Origin of the sequence: Nocardia sp. NBC_01388 (assembly GCF_045040085.1) — a bacterium.
Taxonomy (GTDB): Bacteria; Actinomycetota; Actinomycetes; order Mycobacteriales; family Mycobacteriaceae; genus Nocardia.
The window spans coordinates 8,082,663-8,102,103 of the sequence record NZ_CP109553.1; the positions used below are offsets into that span (position 1 = coordinate 8,082,663).

20 protein-coding genes and 2 tRNA genes are annotated in these 19,441 nt (G+C 65.7%); 11 read left to right on the top strand and 11 right to left on the bottom strand.

All coding sequences use genetic code 11. From position 1 onward, the window contains the following. The first annotated feature begins 94 nt into the window (after positions 1-94). Positions 95-382, top strand: coding sequence for a WhiB family transcriptional regulator (locus tag OG716_RS38150; RefSeq protein ID WP_297612622.1), 288 nt, complete (start codon positions 95-97; stop codon positions 380-382). Between the two features lie 128 nt (positions 383-510). Here OG716_RS38150 and OG716_RS38155 read toward each other — a convergent pair whose 3' ends face one another. The 3 genes from OG716_RS38155 to OG716_RS38165 all read right to left on the bottom strand — a co-directional run bounded on the left by OG716_RS38155 (position 511) and on the right by OG716_RS38165 (position 4,474). Next, positions 511-1,896 (bottom strand): ABC1 kinase family protein, encoded by a 1,386-nt coding sequence (locus tag OG716_RS38155; RefSeq protein WP_405140227.1) that lies wholly within the window; start codon positions 1,894-1,896, stop codon positions 511-513. Positions 1,897-1,940: 44 nt separating this feature from the next. Beyond that, a complete protein-coding gene (locus OG716_RS38160; RefSeq protein ID WP_405135071.1) occupies positions 1,941-2,873 on the bottom strand; it encodes a TOMM precursor leader peptide-binding protein in 933 nt (310 codons plus the stop codon). A 167-nt stretch (positions 2,874-3,040) separates the two neighbouring features. After that, entirely contained in the window at positions 3,041-4,474 is a 1,434-nt protein-coding gene (locus OG716_RS38165) for a zinc-dependent metalloprotease (protein WP_405135072.1), read from the bottom strand. Positions 4,475-4,559: 85 nt separating this feature from the next. On the opposite strand from OG716_RS38165, the gene OG716_RS38170 reads away from it, so the two are divergent. After that, positions 4,560-5,585: a PDZ domain-containing protein gene (locus tag OG716_RS38170; protein WP_405135073.1), complete on the top strand. Its 1,026-nt coding sequence runs from the start codon at positions 4,560-4,562 to the stop codon at positions 5,583-5,585. 109 nt (positions 5,586-5,694) lie between these two features. Here OG716_RS38170 and OG716_RS38175 read toward each other — a convergent pair whose 3' ends face one another. After that, positions 5,695-6,297 (bottom strand): PPA1309 family protein, encoded by a 603-nt coding sequence (locus OG716_RS38175; protein WP_327141752.1) that lies wholly within the window; start codon positions 6,295-6,297, stop codon positions 5,695-5,697. Between the two features lie 177 nt (positions 6,298-6,474). On the opposite strand from OG716_RS38175, the gene OG716_RS38180 reads away from it, so the two are divergent. After that, on the top strand, positions 6,475-9,483 hold the full coding sequence (locus tag OG716_RS38180; RefSeq protein ID WP_405135074.1) for a UPF0182 family protein: 3,009 nt from the start codon (positions 6,475-6,477) through the stop codon (positions 9,481-9,483). Between the two features lie 86 nt (positions 9,484-9,569). Here OG716_RS38180 and OG716_RS38185 read toward each other — a convergent pair whose 3' ends face one another. Beyond that, a complete protein-coding gene (locus OG716_RS38185) occupies positions 9,570-10,145 on the bottom strand; it encodes an Lrp/AsnC family transcriptional regulator (protein ID WP_405135075.1) in 576 nt (191 codons plus the stop codon). 139 nt (positions 10,146-10,284) lie between these two features. On the opposite strand from OG716_RS38185, the gene OG716_RS38190 reads away from it, so the two are divergent. After that, the gene (locus tag OG716_RS38190; protein WP_405135076.1) at positions 10,285-10,725 is read left to right on the top strand and encodes a hypothetical protein; all 441 of its coding nucleotides are present in this window, start codon (positions 10,285-10,287) and stop codon (positions 10,723-10,725) included. 131 nt (positions 10,726-10,856) lie between these two features. On the opposite strand, the gene OG716_RS38195 is transcribed toward OG716_RS38190, so the two are convergent. Further along, positions 10,857-11,390, bottom strand: coding sequence for a transglycosylase family protein (locus tag OG716_RS38195; RefSeq protein WP_355118797.1), 534 nt, complete (start codon positions 11,388-11,390; stop codon positions 10,857-10,859). A 544-nt stretch (positions 11,391-11,934) separates the two neighbouring features. Here OG716_RS38195 and OG716_RS38200 point away from each other — a divergent pair. From OG716_RS38200 to OG716_RS38210, 3 genes are all read left to right on the top strand, one after another. Further along, positions 11,935-12,008, top strand: a tRNA-Met gene (locus tag OG716_RS38200). Between the two features lie 98 nt (positions 12,009-12,106). After that, entirely contained in the window at positions 12,107-12,895 is a 789-nt protein-coding gene (locus OG716_RS38205; RefSeq protein WP_405135077.1) for a trans-aconitate 2-methyltransferase, read from the top strand. Between the two features lie 128 nt (positions 12,896-13,023). After that, positions 13,024-13,821: a PP2C family protein-serine/threonine phosphatase gene (locus tag OG716_RS38210; protein WP_405135078.1), complete on the top strand. Its 798-nt coding sequence runs from the start codon at positions 13,024-13,026 to the stop codon at positions 13,819-13,821. Here the strand turns inward: OG716_RS38210 and OG716_RS38215 are convergent. Continuing rightward, positions 13,806-14,654, bottom strand: a complete 849-nt coding sequence (locus tag OG716_RS38215; protein WP_405135079.1) for a helix-turn-helix domain-containing protein — start codon at positions 14,652-14,654, stop codon at positions 13,806-13,808. The two genes, OG716_RS38210 and OG716_RS38215, sit on opposite strands and share 16 nt — an antisense overlap. Before the next feature lie 98 nt (positions 14,655-14,752). Here OG716_RS38215 and OG716_RS38220 point away from each other — a divergent pair, with 98 nt between their 5' ends. From OG716_RS38220 to OG716_RS38230, 3 genes are all read left to right on the top strand, one after another. Beyond that, complete coding sequence (locus OG716_RS38220; RefSeq protein WP_405135080.1) at positions 14,753-15,145, top strand: carboxymuconolactone decarboxylase family protein; 393 nt, start codon at positions 14,753-14,755, stop codon at positions 15,143-15,145. A 21-nt stretch (positions 15,146-15,166) separates the two neighbouring features. Beyond that, the gene (locus OG716_RS38225; protein ID WP_405135081.1) at positions 15,167-15,637 is read left to right on the top strand and encodes a nuclear transport factor 2 family protein; all 471 of its coding nucleotides are present in this window, start codon (positions 15,167-15,169) and stop codon (positions 15,635-15,637) included. Positions 15,638-15,701: 64 nt separating this feature from the next. Next, positions 15,702-15,775, top strand: a tRNA-Met gene (locus OG716_RS38230). 88 nt (positions 15,776-15,863) lie between these two features. Here the strand turns inward: OG716_RS38230 and OG716_RS38235 are convergent. The 3 genes from OG716_RS38235 to OG716_RS38245 all read right to left on the bottom strand — a co-directional run bounded on the left by OG716_RS38235 (position 15,864) and on the right by OG716_RS38245 (position 17,844). Then, complete coding sequence (locus OG716_RS38235; protein WP_405135082.1) at positions 15,864-17,192, bottom strand: tyrosine-type recombinase/integrase; 1,329 nt, start codon at positions 17,190-17,192, stop codon at positions 15,864-15,866. Continuing rightward, on the bottom strand, positions 17,192-17,425 hold the full coding sequence (locus OG716_RS38240) for a helix-turn-helix domain-containing protein (protein WP_405135083.1): 234 nt from the start codon (positions 17,423-17,425) through the stop codon (positions 17,192-17,194). The genes OG716_RS38235 and OG716_RS38240 overlap by 1 nt, the downstream gene beginning before the upstream one ends. A 248-nt stretch (positions 17,426-17,673) precedes the next feature. Then, positions 17,674-17,844, bottom strand: coding sequence for a hypothetical protein (locus OG716_RS38245; RefSeq protein ID WP_405135084.1), 171 nt, complete (start codon positions 17,842-17,844; stop codon positions 17,674-17,676). Positions 17,845-18,140: 296 nt separating this feature from the next. Between OG716_RS38245 and OG716_RS38250 the strand changes: the two genes are divergently transcribed. Next, entirely contained in the window at positions 18,141-18,767 is a 627-nt protein-coding gene (locus OG716_RS38250) for a hypothetical protein (protein ID WP_405135085.1), read from the top strand. Positions 18,768-19,249: 482 nt separating this feature from the next. On the opposite strand, the gene OG716_RS38255 is transcribed toward OG716_RS38250, so the two are convergent. Continuing rightward, the gene (locus OG716_RS38255) at positions 19,250-19,384 is read right to left on the bottom strand and encodes a hypothetical protein (protein WP_405135086.1); all 135 of its coding nucleotides are present in this window, start codon (positions 19,382-19,384) and stop codon (positions 19,250-19,252) included. Positions 19,385-19,441: the final 57 nt, after the last annotated feature.

Below are 19,441 nucleotides of genomic sequence, written 5' to 3' on the forward strand. Positions count from 1 at the left end.
CGGTTTCGCGAAATACAACGCAACGTCTTCCACAAGACGACCGCTGCACGAGCTGAAGGAGAACGACGTGTCCACCACGGTTATCCGTGACCGCGTGACATGCCGCAACAACGTGGCCTCGACCCCCCGTATCCGTCGGGGCGTCACCATGACCCTGCCTTGTCGAGACGGTAATCCCGATCTCTGGTTCGCCGAGAACCCCGCCCAGCTGGAAGAGGCGAAGGTGCTCTGCGCCAGCTGCCCGATCCGGCAGGGCTGCCTGTCCGCCGCCATCGATCGCGCCGAGCCCTGGGGAGTGTGGGGCGGCGAGATCTTCGACCAGGGTGCGGTCATTGCCCGCAAGCGCCCGCGTGGTCGCCCGCGCAAGGTCGCGGTGGCATGACAGGCCTGACGGCCGGGGGTGAAAAAGAACGCATACGACCCGCTTACTTCTTTGTAAGCGGGTCGTTTTGCGTTCCGGGGGGCACAGCGCGTCTGGGGTCGCGGTAAGCCGCTGTGCAGCGCGGTATTTCAGCTTGCGGTGCGGTATTCCTTGTAGCCGGGGACCCAATCCTGCATGAGCTTCATGAAGGGCAGTTCGGCATCGAGCTGGGCGCAGATGCCGATGGATCCGCCGAGCACCCGGAAGATCATCACGTACTCGGCCGGAAGTTGCAGGGCGCGAGCGGTTTTCATCATGTCTTGATTGGTGAGGTCGGTGGCCTTACCGGCCACGCGCTGCATCCACTTGCGGGTGAAGTGGAAGGTCTCGGTCTTGATGGGGTCGGTGAAGGGCCGCAGGTAATCCTGGATCTCCTGGTGGCTCACCGTCTTTCCCGGAATGACCCAGCCATTGGTGGTCATCAGCTCGGTCAGCTCGTCGAAGCGCTCCTCGACGGCCAGCGCCACCATCTGACCCAGAATGGGCGGGAAACCATTGGGCAGCGGTGCGCAGGCGCCGTAGTCGATGACGGCGAGGCGGCCGTCCGGCATCACCATGAAATTGCCGGGGTGCGGATCGGCGTGCAGCAGCCCCGCGATCGTCGGTGAGGAGAAATGGAATTCACCCATCAGTGCGGCGACGCTATTGCGCTGCTCCAGCGTGCCCGCCGGATCCTCCATACCGTGCGAGATGACCTTGGCGACCGGGGTGGCATTGTCGAGCCACTCGGTGACGATCACCTTGGGGGCGCTGGCCACCACCTTCGGCACCAGGAAGCGCGGATGGCCCTCGAAGGCCTTGGCGAACTGGCGCTGATGCCCGCCCTCGATGCGATAGTCGAGTTCCTCCTCGGTGCGCTCGCTGATCTCGGCCAGGATCGGCTTCACATCGGCGCCGGGAATGATCGCGCCCATCATGCCGGCCATGCGATTGAGCGTCTTGAGGTCGGCGCGCAGGGCCTCGTCGGCGCCCGGGTACTGCACCTTCACCGCCACAATGCGGCCGTCGGACCATTCGGCCTTGTGTACCTGTCCGATACTGGCCGAGGCGGTGGGATTGTCGTCGAATTCCCGGAAGCGTTGCCGCCAGCCGGTTCCGAGCTGCTGGTCGAGTTGCCGGTGGACGGCGGCGGTCGGCATGGGCGGGGCCGCTGACTGCAACTTTGTGAGGGCTTCGCGGTAATGCTCGCCGAACTCTTCGGGCACGGCCGCTTCGAACACGGACAGCGCCTGCCCGAATTTCATCGCCCCACCCTTGAGCTCACCCAGGACCGCGAACAGTTGTTCGGCGGCCTTCTGGTTGAGTTCCGCATTGATTTCCTGCTTATCGCCCCCGGCCAGTTTGCGGCCGAATCCCACGGCTGCCCGCCCTGCGATGCCGAGTGGAATCTTCGCCAACTTGGCATTGCGGGAAGAGCGCTTGCTCACAATCTCTGACACGCTCCCATCATGCCGATGTCCCAGACGGTTCGCCATGGGAATCAGCTGTAATCGCGGGTCCAGGGCGTGAGTGGGATCCGTCACAGCAACTCCTCCCGGCTATTGCCCAGCGCTACGGGATCGGCGTCGGCGGAGGGTATTTCGGTTGCGAGAGGCGTACCGGCAGCCTCCTGGCCATCGTCGGCGGCATCGGTGCAACCGCAGTGCGGATGCACCGACCAGGGCCGGAACTCGAGGTGGTGTGAGTCCAGATCCACTTCCAGCGTCGAGTTCAGGGTGGCGGGCGCCTGATCGTCGCGGCCGTACGCGATGGTCTCGACCTCGCCGAGGGCCAAGGCCGCCGTAGCCGCGATGCCGGCGGGGGAGAGGTGACCCACGCGGTCCAGCAGCTGGGCACACAGGTGCGGCCAGTCCGGATCATGATCACAGCGGTGCAGATCGGCGCAGCGCAGGCAGCTGGTGGCGCCGGGCAGCACCAGCGGGCCGATCACACCGCGACCGTCCCGAATGCGCACCTGCAGATGCGGAATTCGGCGTCGCATGAGCTCGGCGACCAGCGCCGGATCGGGCACCAGCGCATCGGCGAGCACCACCAGATCGGGAGGCGCGGTGCGCTGTGTGGCGGCCACGGTGCGCTGCGTGGCGGGGTGGCCGGGAGCGGAATGACTGGGCCGCAAGCCGATTCGCCGCAGACCGTCGATCAGCGCGTCCGACAGCGGCCCGCGCCCGTGCACCCGCACAGTGCGCAAGCGCGAGCCGGTGCCCTCCCGGGCCAATAGCCCGGCGGCGGCCATCTCGTCCAGCAGCGTCCGGGTGGTCCCGGCGTCGAACCCCAATTCCCCGGCGTGCGAAAGGATCTCGGACCGGGTGCGCACCCCGTCCAGCAGTCGCAGCAGCGCGGGCACGGCCTCCGCGGGGCCCGGCGGCCGCAGCACCACGGCATGCCCGGGATCCCAGCCCAACTGCACCAGCCCATTACACCGCCGCAGCACCGCGATTCGCGGATGCAGCATCGGTCCGTGTGTACGTGGCAGCGTCGTCATAACAGCAGTCTGCGCGCCCCCGAAAACGAAACAACCCGTGAAAACGCTTAACCACCAGCGCTTTCACGGGTTATCCACAAGTAGCCCAAACGGGTTTTGCACTGCGGCGAACCGTGTGGACAACCCGATCGAGGCGTTCAGGAGGCGGGTTTGTCGCCCTCGTCCTCGTCCGGCTTATCGTCCGACTCGGCCCGGTCGCTGTCGGCCTTGTCCATGGACTCCTTGGCCGCGCGCTCGCGTGCCTCGGTCTCGGCCAGCTGCGCCATCGGATCGTCGAAAGCCGTTGTCCCGCCGCCCAGCACGGTGTCGATGAACGCGGCCGGCGCGTCCAGATCGGAGGAGTCCGGCAGCAGATCCGGATGCGCCCAGATCCCGTCGCGCTTCTCGACCCCGGCATCGGTGGTCAGTCGCCGCCACAGGGTGGCCGCCTCGCGCACCTTGCGCGGCCGCAATTCCAGCCCGACCAGGGTTGCGAAGGTCTGCTCCGCCGGACCGCCGGTCGCCCGGCGGCGGCGCAGCGTTTCGGCGAGCGCGCCCGCACCGGGCAAACGGTCGCCGACCGCATCGGTCACCACGGTCTCCACCCAGCCCTCGATGAGCGCGAGCAGGGTCTCCAGGCGATCGAGCGCGGCCTGCTGTTCGGGCGTGGTCTGCGGTTCGAAGGTGCCCTGCGCCAGCAGCTCCTCCAGCTTCGACGGATCCTGCGCCAGCGTCATGGGATCGAGCCCCGCCGCGGCCTGCTCGATGGCCGAGAAGTCCATCTTGATACCGCGTGCATAGTCCTCGACCGCGCCCAGCACCTGCTGCCGCAACCACGGCACATGGGCGAACAGCCGCTGATGCGCGGCCTCGCGCGAGGCGAGATAGACCAGGATCTCGCTCTCCGGCTGCTCCAACCCGGCGCTGAATTCGGCAATGGCCGTGGGCAACAGCGCCGCGGTGCCCGCGGGGCCGAGCGGCAGGCCGATATCGGTGGAGGTCAGCACCTCCTTGGCGAGCTGGCCCAGGGCCGAGCCCAGCTGCGAACCGAAGGCGAGCCCGCCCATCTGGCCGAGCATGCCCATCATGGGCGCCGCGAGTTCCTTGGCCTCCTCGGGCAGGGTCGCGGTCCACATGCCGGAAACCTGTTCGGCCACCGGATCGCAGAGCCGCTTCCAGGTGGGCAGCGTCTCCTCGATCCAGTCGTTGGCCGTCCAGGCGACGGTCTTGGTGGCGCCCGCGGGCAGCGTGGTCACCGGATCGAGCCACAGTTCGGCGAGGTGCGCGGCATCGGCGACGGCGCGCTGGGCGCCGTCGGTGACGGGCGTGACGCTCGAACCGAGCTGCTGCCGGGCCAGTCGTTTGGCGAGGTCGTAATTGACCGGACCGGATTGGCCGCCCGGCTGACTCATACTGGTGAACATCTGACCCAGCTGACTCAGCATCTGCCCCAGTTGCGAGGGATCGAATCCGCCGCCGCCCGGACCACCGAATCCGAACGGGTTGTTCGCACCAGAACCGCTGGACTCGTCACCGGGCTTGCGCTCCGGGTCGTCGTCACGATTCGAGAATCCGAACGGAATGTCACTCATGCCTACTACGGTACTGGAGCCGCGGATGGGGCGAACCGCAGAGCGGAGCGCGGCATTCGAGTGCATCACCAGTACCCTTGGCCGCGTGAACCGTCGGATATTCACCCTGCTCGCTGCCTTGATCCCGATTCTGGCGCTCGGGATCGCAGGCAGCGTTGTCACCGTCCCGTTTGTGGCGCTCGGACCTGGTCCGACCTTCAATACGCTGGGCGAGGTGAATGGAAAAGAGGTGGTAGAGGTGCGTGGCGCACCCCTGGACCCGACCACCGGCAATCTGAATATGACGACGGTCTCCGTTCGCGACCAGCTGAATATCTTCGAGGCGTTCGGCCTCTGGGCGGATGGTCAGCACGGTCTGGTTCCGCGTGCCGAGGTGTATCCGCCCGGGGTGTCGCGTGACGAGATAGACAAAAGCAATCAGCAGGACTTCAAGGACTCCGAAGACAATGCCGAATTGGCCGCATTGCATTTCTTGAAGATGCCGACGGTGGTGCGTTTGCGCGCGGTCACCGAGGACGGTCCCGCCAAGGATGTCCTGCGCAAGGGTGATGAATTGGTGAGTGTCGCCGGTAAGCCGATCGCGAACTCCCAGGATGTGGTGTCGGCGGTATCGGGCGCCAAGCCCGGCAGTGCGATTCCGGTGGTGTTCCGCCGCGATGGGGCCGAGCAGACCGCCGAGATCACCCTCGGTGCGCGTCCGGACGATTCCAGCAAGGGCTACCTCGGCATCACGCCGGGCGAGTACGCCGCCGGCACGCTCGAAGCCGACTTCAACCTGGCCGAGATCGGCGGTCCGTCGGCGGGACTCATGTTCACCCTCGCCCTCATCGACAAGCTCACGCCCGGCGAGTTGAGCGGCGGCAAGTTCATCGCGGGCACCGGCACCATCGACCCCGACGGCAAGGTCGGCCCGATCGGCGGCATCCAGTACAAGATGATCGCCGCCCGCGAGGCCGGCGCGCAGACCTTCCTGGTCCCCGCCGCCAACTGCGGCGAGGCCGCCCAGCGCACCCCCGACGGCCTGCGCCTGGTCAAGGTCGAAAACCTCGCCGCCGCAGTGCAATCCCTGGACGACCTCAATGCCGGCAAGGACGTCCCGAGCTGTAGCTAGACGTCCCGGCCGCAGCGAGATACAGCTGCGGCCGGACACAGCTGTCCGGAAACAAGAGTCGCGCCCGCTGCCTGATGGCAGCGGGCGCGATGTCGTTCCGCGTGTGCCGTCAGTCGTCCGGCTCGTTGTCGAGCGTCTGCCGCACGGCCTCGACCAGGTTCGGCGCGAGGTTCGGCGCAGTGCGCAGCTCGAGGTCGCCGAAGGGGTCTTCCTCGTGTTCGGCGGGCCGTACCTGCAGCAGCGACAGCGAGGTGCCGTCGCGGAGCACGCCGACGAACAGACGCGCGTCGCGGCGCTCCGGGTGTGTCACCGCGGCCTGGCGCCCGGCCGAGTCGGCGGCGTCGGGATCGGCGAGCAGTGGCGCGATGGCGTCGTCGAGGGTCTGCTCGGCATCCGGCGGCAGCACCACGATCTGCTGCACCAGAACACAGCCTTCGACGGCCGACGGCCAGCTTGTGGTGGCGAGAAATTCGTCGAGCGCGCGCGGATGGTCACCGTTGATGTCCTCCGGGAACGGCTCCTGCGCAATGGGAGTCAGGGCGTCCTCGGAGTCGACCTGATCCAGCAGCGAAGGTTCGGCGGCTACCAGGTCGACGGTCGGTACCAGCGCGAACATCTGCGGCGGACGGTCCCAGCCTTCGCCGTCGGCGTACTCGGCGACTTCACGGATGCACCGGTACAGGGCGGATGCGGCCCACTGCTCAGGGTTCACCCGACAATCCTCGCATCGGCTTCCGAAAGTCTCGAGTGCGGGTGTTGGGCGGGAACGGGGGCGATTTACGTAGAGTGGGGCGCGAACGGTCCCCCGGGACCAACTCGCATCATCGGACTGCGGTGTACCGACCGGTATTTCCGGCGCGGGCCTGCCAGACCCTGGGAGAGTGGCATCGTGGGCATGCGCCCCCCGACAGGCTTACCTTCGCTGTCACGCCGCAGCCGAATACTGCTGGTGACAGCGCTGGTATTGGCTGCCTTGTTATTGGTCGGGCCTCGGCTCACCGACGCCTATACGAACTGGTTGTGGTTCGGAGAGGTCGGTTTCCGTGGTGTTTTCACTCGGGTGCTGTTGACCCGAGTTGTTCTTTTCCTGGTGGTCGCCCTCGTGGTCGGCGTGATCATCTGGGTGTCGCTACTACTGGCGTACCGGTCGCGTCCGGTGTTCGTGCCGGTGTCCGGACCCGGCGATCCGATCGCGCGCTATCGCACCACCGTGATGGGTCGGCTCCGCCTGTTCGGCATCGGGATTCCGCTGGTGATCGGTGTGCTGTCGGGTCTGGTGGCGCAGTCGAGCTGGGCAACGGTGCAGCTGTTCCTGCACGGCGGCAAGTTCGGCGTGCAGGACCCGCAGTTCCATCTGGACATCGGCTTCTACACCTTCGATCTGCCGTTCTATCGCATGGTGTTGAACTGGCTGTTCGTCGCCGTGGTGATCGCGTTCTTCGCGAATCTGGTGACGCACTACGTGTTCGGCGGTCTGCGCCTGGCCGGTCGCGAAGGCACGTTGAGTACGGCGGCGCGCGTCCAGCTGGCGGTACTGGCGGGACTGTTCGTGCTGCTCAAGGCGATTGCGTACTGGTTCGATCGGTACGCCCTGCTGTCGAGCACCCGTAAGGAGCCGACCTTCAGTGGTGGTTCCTACACCGATATCAATGCGGTGCTGCCCGCCAAACTGATTCTGCTCTCCATCGCGGTGATCTGCGCGCTCGCGTTCTTCGCCGGAGTGGTGTTGCGCGACTTGCGGATTCCGGCCATGGCGGCGGCGCTGCTGGTGCTGTCCTCGGTGCTGGTCGGCGCGGTCTGGCCGCTGCTGGTGGAGCAGTTCTCGGTGCGCCCGAACGCGGCCACCAAGGAGAGCGCGTATATCCAGCGCAATATCGCGGCCACCCGTGATGCGTACGGACTCACACCGGACAAGGTGGAGTACCAGGACTACAAGGGTGAGGCCACCACCGACCCGGTGACCAAGCAGCCGCTCATGGTCCCCGCCGATCAGGCGACGATCAAGAATATCCGGCTGCTGGATCCGAACCTGTTGACGCAGACCTTCATCCAGCGCAATCAGCAGCTGCAGAACTTCTACGGCTTCCCGGATCCGCTCGATATCGACCGCTACACCATCAATGGTCAGATGGGCGATTACATTGTGGCGGCCCGAGAGCTGCAGCCGCAGAACCTGTCCGGCAACCAGACCGACTGGATCAACAAGCACACCGTCTACACGCACGGCAATGGTTTCGTGGCCTCTCCGGCGAACCAGGTGAATGTGGCTCCGCCCAAGGACACCGCGGCGGCGCAGGCGGCGGCCGGCAGTGATTCCGGTGGCGGCTACGGCTATCCGACCTTCAATCTGGGTGATCTGTCCACGGTGAGCGACCTGTTCACGCCGAAGGACAAGGAAGCCATCAAGCTCGACCAGCCGCGTATCTACTACGGCGAGTTGATCTCCAAGACCGACGCGGACTACGCCATCGTCGGTGGCAACAACCAGGCGCCGCGGGAGTACGACACTCCCACCGGTCAGTACACCTATTCCGGTGCGGGCGGTGTGCCGATCGGCAACTGGTTCAACCGATTCGCGTTCGCGGCCAAGTACGCCGAGCGGAACATTCTGTTCTCGGGTGCGATCGGCTCGGATTCGAAGATCATCTTCAATCGCAATCCGCGTGATCGCGTCCAGCAGGTGGCGCCGTGGCTGACCACCGACGGCGATGCGTACCCGGCGGTGGTCAACGGCCGCATGCTCTGGATCGTGGACGGTTACACCACGCTGGACAACTACCCGTACGCGCAGCGCACCTCGCTGGACGGCGTGGTGGAGGACAGCATCGACCAGACCACCGGCCGGCTGCTGCCGCGTAAGGAGGTCTCCTACATCCGTAATTCGGTGAAGGCGACCGTCGATGCCTACGACGGCACCGTCACGCTGTACCAGTTCGACAAGACCGATCCGGTGCTGAAGGCGTGGAGCGGTGTGTTCCCGAATACCGTGAAGCCGGAGAGTGCCATCAGTCCCGAACTGCGGGCGCACTTCCGCTATCCGGAGGATCTGTTCAAGGTGCAGCGCGAGATGCTCGCGACGTATCACGTGGACGATCCGCGAGAGTTCTTCACCAACAACGCCTTCTGGTCGGTGCCCAATGATCCGACGCAGGAGGGCGCGGCCAGCGGTGCGCATCAACCGCCGTACTACGTGCTGGTGGGTGACCCCAAGACGGGTAAACCCGAGTTCAGTCTGACCAGTGTCATGGTGGGCTATAAGCGGAACTTCCTGTCCGCCTATATCCAGGCGCATTCTGATCCGGACAACTACGGCAAGTTGACGGTGCTGAAATTACCCCCGGATTCACAGACGCCCGGCCCGGGTCAGACCCAGACGTCGATGACGACCAATGATCAAGTCTCACGCGACCGGAACCTGCTGACCGGTGGCAATGTCAACAAGATCAAATACGGCAATCTGCTGACCCTGCCGATCGGTGACGGCGGCATCCTCTATGTGGAGCCGTGGTATCTGGAACGAAATACCGGCGGCCCCAACGCCCCGTCCTTCCCGCAGCTGGTGAAGGTGCTGGCGAGTTATCGCGACAAGGTCGGTTACGGCTCGACGGTCAAGGAGGCGCTGGATCAGGTCTTGCCCGGCACCGGCAGTGCGGCCACCGATCTGCCGAATCAGACTGTGACACCGCCCAATCAGACGGTCGCTCCGCCGAACCAGGGCACAGTCGCGCCGCCGACTGGTTCGACGGGTTCGGCGAGTAAGGATGCCGCGGTCAAGCAGCTCAACGATGCGCTCAAGGCGGTGCAGGACGCCCAGAAGTCGGGCGACCTGGGCTCCCTGGGCAAGGCATTGGAGAATCTGCAGACGGCCGTGAACGCCTACCAGACGGCGGGACCGTAATCATCCGGGCTTGAAAAGCCCTGCTGCCCAATGAAAGGCGCTGCCGTCCACCGGACGGCAGCGCCTTTTGCCGTCGCGACCCTGTGCTATCGCGCCGGCCGGGATCGCAACAGCGGCGGCTGCGATGTGGATTTCACCGTCGCCAGGACCGGGGTCGTCTCCAGCGTGCGGATCGCGTCGAAGGCGCCCAGCTTCTTCGTGAGATAGGTGTGCAGACTCGCCGGGTCGGGGCAGAGTGTCTCGGCGATGAGGTTGGTGCTGCCGGTGGTCGCGGCCAGGAACGCCAGTTCCTCATGCCGCGCAAGGGCTTCGGCGACCCCGTCGAGCTTGCCGGGCGCGACCGAGGCCCACAGCATGGCCCGGGTGGTGACACCGAAGAACCGGTCGTCGACATCGACATCGAAGTAGAGTGCGCCTTCGGACCGCAGCCCCGAAATATGCCGCGCCACAGTGGATTGCGACAATCCGGTGGCCTCGGCCGGCTGTGCCGGCCCGGCGCGCCCGTCGGTGCGCAGGGCCGCGAAAAGCAGGTCATCCGTGGCTGATTCGGCGCGCCGGGTGGTGCTCTCCTCGTGCGGCCGCAGCTTTCGCTGCTGGGCCCCGAAATCCCGGTGCACGACGGCAATGTCGCCGCCGCCGCGACCCGCGCCGGCGTCCGCCACCTGGTGAAGCTCTCCTCCGGGCGCGCCGGTGACGATGCCGCGACGGACCCGATTCCGGCCTGGCACCGCGCCGGTGAGCAGGCGGTGCACGCGAGCTGTATCGACTGGACCATGGTGCACCCGTTGGGATTCATGTCCAATGCGCTGCACTGGGCCCCGGGCATCCGGGCCGTCGATACCGTCCGCGCCCCCGTACGGGCAGGGCCGCATCGCCGTGGTCGATCCCGAGGACATTGCCGCCGTCGCCGTGGCGGCGCTGACCGAAACCGGCCATGCCGGAAAGGTTTACACGCTCAGCGGCCCGCGGGCGCTGGCGCCGGGGGAGCAGACCGGCATCCTCGCGCAGGTGCTCGGCCGTCCGCTGCGCTATGAGGAGATCTCGGCCGCCGAGGCGCATACGGCGCTGCTCGGCTTCGGGGTGTCGCCCGATCTGGCCGACGCCATAATGTCCTTGTGCGCAACGGCTTTGGAGTCGTTCACCTCGGTGGTGCATCCCTCGGTCGAAGCGGTCACCGGTCGTCCGCCGCGCAGCTTCGCGGACTGGGCGACCGCGCACCGGGTCGAGTTCATCAGCGGATAGCCGAAACACTGTGCTGCACAGTGGTAGTCGGCGTATCATGCCAACGGGTTGTGCCTACAGAGAAATGCGCTGCCGTCATCGTTGACGGCAGCGCATATCGCTACTTCCGAGATGGGGAAGAAGTCGGGACTTCAGCGGCCCCAGGACTCGATCAGCGCGGAGTTCTGATCCAGGACCTGGTTGAACTGGTCCTGAACGCCGAACTGCTGAGCGAGGCCACCGGCGACGCTCTTGGCCTGATCGATCGCGGCCTGGCGGTCGTTGGGGAGCGGAGCGGGGGCGGGAGCGATAGCCTCCGGGGCGGCCTCGGGCTCGGGCTCGGAGTAGCCGCTGCGCAGGTACTTGCCGCAGACCGGCCAGGCGCCGGCGCCCTGGGTGGCGAGCACGTTCTCGGCCACTCGGACCTGCTCTGCCTTGCTGGCACTGCTGGGGGAGCCGGTGCCGCCATTGGCGGCCCAGGTGCTCTGCGTGAACTGCAGCCCGCCGTAGTAGCCGTTGCCGGTGGCGATTCCCCAGTTGCCGCCGCTCTCGCACTGGGCAACGCCGTCCCAGTCGTGACCGGCCGCGGAGGCGGTTGCGGAGAAGCCGAACGGGACGGCAACAATTGCGCCTGTGACGGCCAGCAGGCCGATGGTGCGGGAGTTGATCTTCCGGTTCTGTTTCATCGTTTGTCCCTCCCTGCGCCTACCGACCCGGCGAGTTGCTGTGCCGTGTCCCTGTCCCCAGGGGCTCTGGGTACCTAACCGCGGGACAGGGTCTCCGGCGTGCGGCGGTTCGGTTCGGTGCCCATCTCAGGTTTGATCCGGGCCGAGTACGACGGTAACGAGGAAATCTCGGCAGATCACGTCTTGGTAACTCTTGATAACTTCGGAATTGCATGAAGCGAATAACCGGTAAAACGCCATTCATGCAGGTTGGCTATGCTGCATTTCGATATCCCGATCGGTCTGTTATATGCCCGTGATGTGATTCAAGTCACGCGCAAATTGTGGGGCCGGTCACGTTTTCGGGCCCCGAAACCGGGGGACGCGCGGAGAAACGGTTGTGAGGCGGAGGATTTTCACCCCCAAACCTCCGCTTCCGCACCGTCCGGACGGTCAGCGCCTCCGCCGCGACCTGCTCCATGATCGACTTCGTAACCCGCCGAACCGCTTCTGACCAGCCGATTTGGCACTCACGCGGAGCCGTGTGTAATGTTGTTTTCACCGACGCGGGGTGGAGCAGCTCGGTAGCTCGCTGGGCTCATAACCCAGAGGTCGCAGGTTCAAATCCTGTCCCCGCTACTAACAGCGATGGCCCTCGAAGAACTTCTTCGAGGGCCATCGCTGTATCTGTGGCCGCCCGATTACCGTTGGCAGTGCGATATGCAGGCTCGGTTGGTGTGACCAGGGATGGAGCAGCCATGTGGGATCCGCAGCAGTATCTGGCCTTCGATGATCATCGGGCGCGGCCGTTCTTCGATCTGGTGACCCGGGTGCGGGCCGAGAAGCCGCGCCGCGTGGTGGATCTGGGCTGCGGGCCCGGCAATCTCACCGTGTCGCTCGCGGAGCGCTGGCCGGAGGCCGCCCTGGAGGCCTCGGATTCGTCCCCGGAGATGGTGGCGGCCGCGCGGGCTCGGGGGATCGATGCCGTGCTCGGCGATGTGCGCGACTGGCGGCCCGGCGCGGATGCCGATGTGGTGGTGTCGAATGCGGTGTTGCAGTGGGTGCCCGGCCATCAGGAGTTGCTGTCGGCCTGGGCGCGCGACCTGCCCGCTGGGGCGTGGCTGGCCTTCCAGGTGCCCGGAAACTTCGACGCGCCTTCCCATCTCGCCATCCGCACCCTCGCGGCGCGGCCGCGGTGGCGCGAAAAGCTGGCTCCGGCAAACCTTCTGGAGCCGCGCGCCGTCCTCGATCCGGAGGGCTATGCACGGGTGCTGGCCGCGGCGGGCTGCACGGTCGATGCCTGGGAGACCACCTACCTGCAGCGACTCACCGGCGCGGACCCGGTTCTGGAATGGGTCACCGGGACCGCGCTGACCCCCGTGCGTGACGTCCTCGACGATGCGGCGTGGCAGGAATTCCGCACCGAGCTGGCCCCGCTGTTGCGCACCGCCTACCCGGAGCAGGCCGACGGCAGCACCTGGCTGCCGTTCCGCCGCATCTTCGTGGTCGCCCAGACCGCGATCTGATCGTTATCGACGCAGGTAAACACAGCAATCGCACAGGTGATTCAGGAGTAGTACACGGGTTTCGGCCGTTGAATGGAGGAGTGCTGGTTGGCAGCACCCCCTTAGGCCGAGTCCCAGGAGGTCGGGCCATGTACACCGCAGCCCTCGAGATCGGATCCGCCGCAGTGCCCGCCCATCCTGACGAAGAGGTTCGATTCGTCACCGTCGCGGGAGCGGCGGTGAGCCGGATCGGCCTACGTAATATCAACGCGGACGCGGTTGCCACCGTTACCGATCGCCAGACCGGGCGGGCCGCGTTTGTCGTGGCGGACGGGGTCGGTGACCATCTCGCGGCCGCTCGGGCGGCGCGGATCGTCGCGCGGGTGGCGGCCCGGGTGGCGGTGACACAGGGTGCACGCGCCGGAATCCTTGCGGCGCAGGCGGAATTGCTGCGCGAACTGCCGGATGCGGCCGCCGACAGCGTGCTCGTCGTCGCGGTGCTGCCTGCCGACGGACAGCCGGACGGGCCGTGCGATATCGCCTGGGTGGGTGATTGTCGCGCCTACCGCTGGAACGGCCGGGTACTGCATCTGCTCACCACCGATCACACTGTGGCCGAATACTTCCGGGCCCGCGGACATGTGCCGATGCCCGGAATGGGCCATCTGGTCACCACTTCCGCGCGGACCGTGCGGCCGGAGGATATCGGCCACGCGGTCACCGGCACCAGCTCGGGGCGACTGCTGCTCTGCTCCGACGGCGTGGGCAAGCGCCTCGAAATGGCGGACATCAAATCCTTTCTCGCCGAGGAGGGCTCGGCGAGCCAGGCCGCGACGGCACTGGTGCAGACCGCGCTCGACGGCGGTGGCCGCGACAACACCACGGCATTGGTCGTGGATGCCCGCCCGCTGCCCGGCGTGCCGCCGGTGATTCAGCGGCTGATGTAGGTCTCGGAGCCCAGCACCTGCAGGGCCGCCTCGGTCGCGGTCGCGGCGTCCGGGCTGAGGGTGACCAGTCGTTGCCGCAGATCGCCGGGCAGTTCCAGATTCTCGTAGTTGAGCGTCAGCACGCCGACGGCCGGATGCCGGAAGTTCTTCGCGCCGTACGTGCGCACGGCGACATCACCGTCGGCCCACAGTTGGTCGAATACTGTGCTGCCGGTAGATAATTCGTCGATCAGTGCGGTCAACTCCGCGTCTTCGGGGTGGTTGCCCGCCGCCAATCGCAAGGCGGCGACGGTGGCGGCGGCCACGTCCTCCCATTCCACATAGAACTCGCGGGCGGCCGGCTCGAGAAATAACGCTCGGGCCAGATTTCCGTTGTCGTGCAAGATATTCGAGATCGGTTCGAACAATCGCCGGGCCAGCAGATTGGCCGCGAGCACATCGAAACGATCGGTAATGATCACCGCCGGCACCTTGTCGACGAGGTCGAGCATCCGCCGCAGTTGCGGCCGCACCGCGGTGGGCGCGCTGCGCCGCTCCCGAGCCCGCGGCGGGTTCGCGAGCCTGCGCAGATAACCGCGCTCGGTGTCGTCGAGGCGCAGCACCTCGGCAATCGAGTCCAGCACCTCGTCGGAAGGGTGATTGGCCCGGCCCTGTTCGAGCCGCTGGTAGTACTCGACGCTGATCCCCGCCAACTGAGCGAGCTCCTCACGCCGCAGCCCAGCGACCCGCCGCCGCGTCCGTCCGGACGCCCCGGCCCGCAGTCCGACCTGCTCGGGACTGATGCGAGCCCGGCGCGACTGAAGAAATTCCCCCAGCGGATTGCGTTCTGCCATGCCGTCCAGTCTGCCCGAGCACCGCGAGCCTGGCCCTGGGAGTACCTGGAACAACGGAGGTCTGGGTAGCCCGTTGTGCGACAGGCAATCTCATACCCATGAACGAACGGTACGACACAGGAGCGGCCCGGCTGGCCGAGCTCGGCGGACCGACCACTGCCCGGCAGCGGGTGTACGACTCCCTGGCCGACATAGCGCCCGACCTGCACAGATTCGCCGTCGAATTCGCCTACGGCGATATCAATGCCCGTCCCGGACTCGATGCCGGACGCCGGGAACTGGTCATTCTCGGCGTCCTCATCGGCCTCGGCGCCACCGAACCGCAAGTGGAAGCCCACCTCATCACCGCCCTCAATATCGGACTGACCTCCACCGAACTCGTCGAGGCCGTCATCCAGGCGCTTCCGTACGCCGGATTCCCTCGCGTACTAGCCGCCATGGGCGTCGCCCGCCGAGTCTTCGCCGACCACAACCTGCTTCCCGTCAGCTAACCCGAATCACAGGAGAACACAATGACTTCCGCACAGGATCGCGCCGACGTGATCGACACCGCCACCGCCATGATGTGGTACATCGACATTCGCGACTGGGAGACCTTCCCCTCCGTCTTCGCGGACTCGGTCCGCCTCGACTACACCGCCGTCTGGGGCGGCGACCCGTCCCATGCCACCCCCGGTCAGATCCAGGCCGACTGGTCCCGCCTGCTCGGCGCCCTCGACGCCACCCAGCACCTGCTCGGCAACCACCTGGTGACCGTAGACGGCGACACCGCCGTCCTCACCGCCGTCTTCCAGGCTGTCCACATCCTGGCCAACCCCCTCGGCAACCCCCGCTGGACCCTCGGCGGCACCTACCGCTTCGGCCTGACCCGCATCGCCGGCACCTGGCGCATCAACGACATAGTCATGACCCCCACCTGGGCCGACGGCAATAAAGACATCCTCACCCTGGCCTCCGGAGGCATCCGCCCCCAAGCCGCCTGACCCCCTCCCCGCCCCGCGTTTTGGAGTTTCCCCCTACCCCGAGGTAACGTCATCCTCACACCGACGCGGGGTGGAGCAGCTCGGTAGCTCGCTGGGCTCATAACCCAGAGGTCGCAGGTTCAAATCCTGTCCCCGCTACTAGGGAAAACGGCCCCGAAACCACTGGTTTCGGGGCCGTTTTTCGTTGGATTGGCAACGGATTTGGCAACGTTAGCCAAACTAAGTGTCACCTGTCGCGTGACGTCCCACGGTGTTCGTGGTGTCCGCCCAGCAGGTGGGTGGCGGCGCGGGCGGCAGCGTCTTCGTCCTGGCCGGGCAGCACGTGCTGGTAGGTCTTCATGGTGAAGGCGACGTCGGCGTGACCGACGCGCTGGCTCACCACTTTCGGGCTGACTCCTGCGATCAGTGCTCCGGTGACGTAGGTGTGGCGCAGGTCGTAGAAGCGGATCTCGGGCAGCCCGGCGCGGGCGGCCAGGCGCTTGAAGCGTTCCCGGATCGTGTCCGGGTGCACGGCGCTGCCGTTCTCCCAAGTGAAGACGAGCCCGGTCTTCTTATAGTCGTTTCCGTACAACGGGCGTTCGGCGTTCTGGACCGCTTTCCATTGCTTGAGGGCCTCCACTGTGTCGGTGTCGAGTGCGATCATGCGGGCGGAGTCGTCGGTCTTGACCTGAGCATCTTGAGCGTGGCCTGCCACGACGACGCGGCTCTCGTGCACCGACAGCACTCCGGTATCGAGATCTAGTGAGGGCCAGCGGATTCCGCAGATCTCTGCACGTCGCAGCCCGGTCGACAGCTCCAGTAGGTACAGGGCATAGAAGCGGTCGTAGCGGATGCTGTTCATGAACGCGGCTGCCTGTTCGGGCGTCCACACGGGCCGCCTGCTGCGCGGCACGCGCGGGGGCTTGGCCTTCTCAGCGGGATTGCCCACCACATACTTCCAAGCGACCGCGTCTGTTAGGGCGCGGTGAAGCATGATGTGGGTGTTGCGCACGGTCTTCGGTGCCAGCCCTGCTGGCTTCGGAGTTGGGATGCGCCCGTCCTTGAAACGACGCACCGCTGAGCGTGCCGCGTGAATGGTTACTCCACAGGCAGTGACGACTTGAGCGGGTGTGGGTTCGCGTCCACGGCTCGTCGCTTTCACCCAGAACTCGTACATGCGCATGTTGTTGTCGGGCTTGATGCGTCCGTCGATCAGCAGTTGCGTGTAGAACTTCACCAGCATCGGAGTGGTCAGCTTCTGCAGTTCGGTGGGCCCCAGCCGGGGAATGGCGTACGCCTTCGCCAGCGCCTGCCAGTTGTCGTAGGTGGTGGCATCCACGATCATCTCGATCGCGGGCAGCCACTCCAGCAAGAAGGACTCCACGGTCGTTTTCGCCTTCTTGACGTGCTTGCCGCCCTCCACAGCCGCCATGGCGATGCGGCACGCCTCCCACGCCGCCTTCTCAGTCGGGAAGCCGCCCTTGGTTTCGGTCGGCTCGCTCCCGTCCAGGCCCTTCTCCGGCAGACGGAACTGGTAGTACCAGGTCTTGCCCCGCTTGCGGACATGCCCCTTCATTACGCCGCCTTCCCGAGATCGGCGGGCTCGGATTCGAGCAGCGCCCGCAGCCGAGCGGTGACCACATACACGCGTCCACCCATCCTCTTCGTCGGCAGTTCGCTCGACGCGACCAGCCGGTAAGCGGCAGATCGGCTGATCCCTAGCAGCGTCGCCGCGCGAGGGATCGGGAGCAGTAGCGGTAACACCTCCCACACATCACTGGCGGTGGTCTTCAGTTCGATTTCGTCCATTACGGGGCTCCTTGACTAATGCGAATCGGATTGCCCGACACGAACGGATATGGACCCTCCATTGCGTTCGTTGGGTCAAGCGCCTTGTGCGAGAACGAATCTCGACAATCGCGCAGAGTTTGGCGCTATGGTGTGCGCGATTCGGAGCGTGACGGCGCACAAGCGGTCCGGTTGGGCAGGGTCTGGCTGCGGAGCTTCGAACAACGCTCGAGAAGGCTCGTCAGACGGCCCATTGCAGCTCGCCTTGACTACTTCAGTCGCCGTTGTGCGGTATCGGAATCGGCCAGCGGCAGGGCATGGCGCGACATGGGCCGTTCGGCGCGCACGATGCCGGACGCGGGCCAATAGGCGCGGCGGGTGCGTGCCGTCGGCGTCGTGGTGTAGTCATCGGTCACTCCCGACGGGCGGTGGGTGATCACAGAGGATCCTGGCACCTGTGCACTGCATCCCGACCCCCGCTTTGCGACATTGGACTGACAGATTTCGCCTGCCTGTTCGTCGAAGTCGACGGTGAGATTCCTGCCTGCGGGTGTTGAGTTGGAGAATCTTGACCCCAATCGGGGGCGGGCTGTCAATGATGTGTACGACGGTCGGTTCGGTGCGTTTTCCGTCCGGACCAGATCCCGTGAGCTTCACCAATCCGTCCAGTGACGCGGCTGGACGGAAGTCGGTTCGGTGCCAGTGAAATACACAACCGGAGCATTGGGGAACGCACATGAACAACGACAACTCGTGCCCGATCTGCGAACGAGTCGACTCAGTACAGAGCATGCCCGCGATCGCTGCGACCGGCACAGCGACGGTGAGCGGGACGAGCACGTATACCGGTCTAGGGATCGGCCTGTCAGGCGGCGTTGTTCCCGTTATCGGCTCGGCAAGGTCAACGAGCGCTCAAACCAGCATGCTCGCCGCGGCAACCAGACCTGCGCCTGCTCCCCGTTCGGTGACAGGCCCGGCAACCTGCGGGATCCTCTTACTGATCGCCGCGCTAATCATGTTTGGCATTGCAGTAGCCGCTGCGACCCATCTCCAACCCTCGACCGCGCAGGCGACGTCACCGATGAGAACCCTGCTTGTGCTCGGTAGCTTTTTGACGCTGCCCTTCGCGCTCCCGGCGTTGGCTTCGTTTCTCGTGCTGAGGCATCGATCGCGTGAGAACGCGCGCATCGCGCGCGGCCTGCCCGCCGCACAGGCACTGTGGAGTTCGGCCTTCTACTGTCATCGCTGCGGCGTCTGCTACTGGCCACGCCCGCTTGAACGTGGCATCGACGCTCGACGGCCGTTCTCGCCGGATGAATTCCAGCAGATCGTCTGGAGTGCAGGGGGTTTCGGCGTCAGCTGATCGAGCGGATTTGAAAGGTAAGAGTGACGCTTGAGGCTTGGCCACTGCCACCCAGGGTTCTTCAGTCCTATTCCGGCGCGACGGACGGGACAACACGTACGTGCGTGGATTCGCCGAGCGGAACCCGAAGGGGCACAGCACCGTCCAAGGACGTATGGACGACGGTATCGATCGTGAGGCTCTGGAGGATGCTGGCTTGGATCCGGAAGATCCGGAGGTATGGAAGCAGCAGTATCGGATAAGCGACATGCTCCGTTGCTACGAAATCTGGCTCCAGAGCTGAACAGTGCACAGTTTCGCGGATCGCTACCCGGCGGGCAGCTGGTGGCTGAGTAGTGGTGCACCCATATGCCGGCCAGCGGGAGTCATCAAGGCGTTGAGCCGCTTCTTCAGGCCGGGCAAAGACTAGTAGGTTCACTCCCATGGCCGACGACGAAGTTGAACGTCTACGCGCTCAGGCCGCAGATGAGAGGCTGTCCGCGCTAAGGCGGGACCTGGCGGAGATCCTGGAAGACCTCGATGCGGCGACAACCGTCGAAGAATCCGCATTCGCGGAATCCCAGCTCGAGGGCGTAGACCGAGAGATCGCCGCTGAGCTGGACCGGCGGGGTTGCCACTCGATGGAACAACGGAAGTCCTCACGGGCTGTGGATAGTTCATCCCTAGGGCGGCAG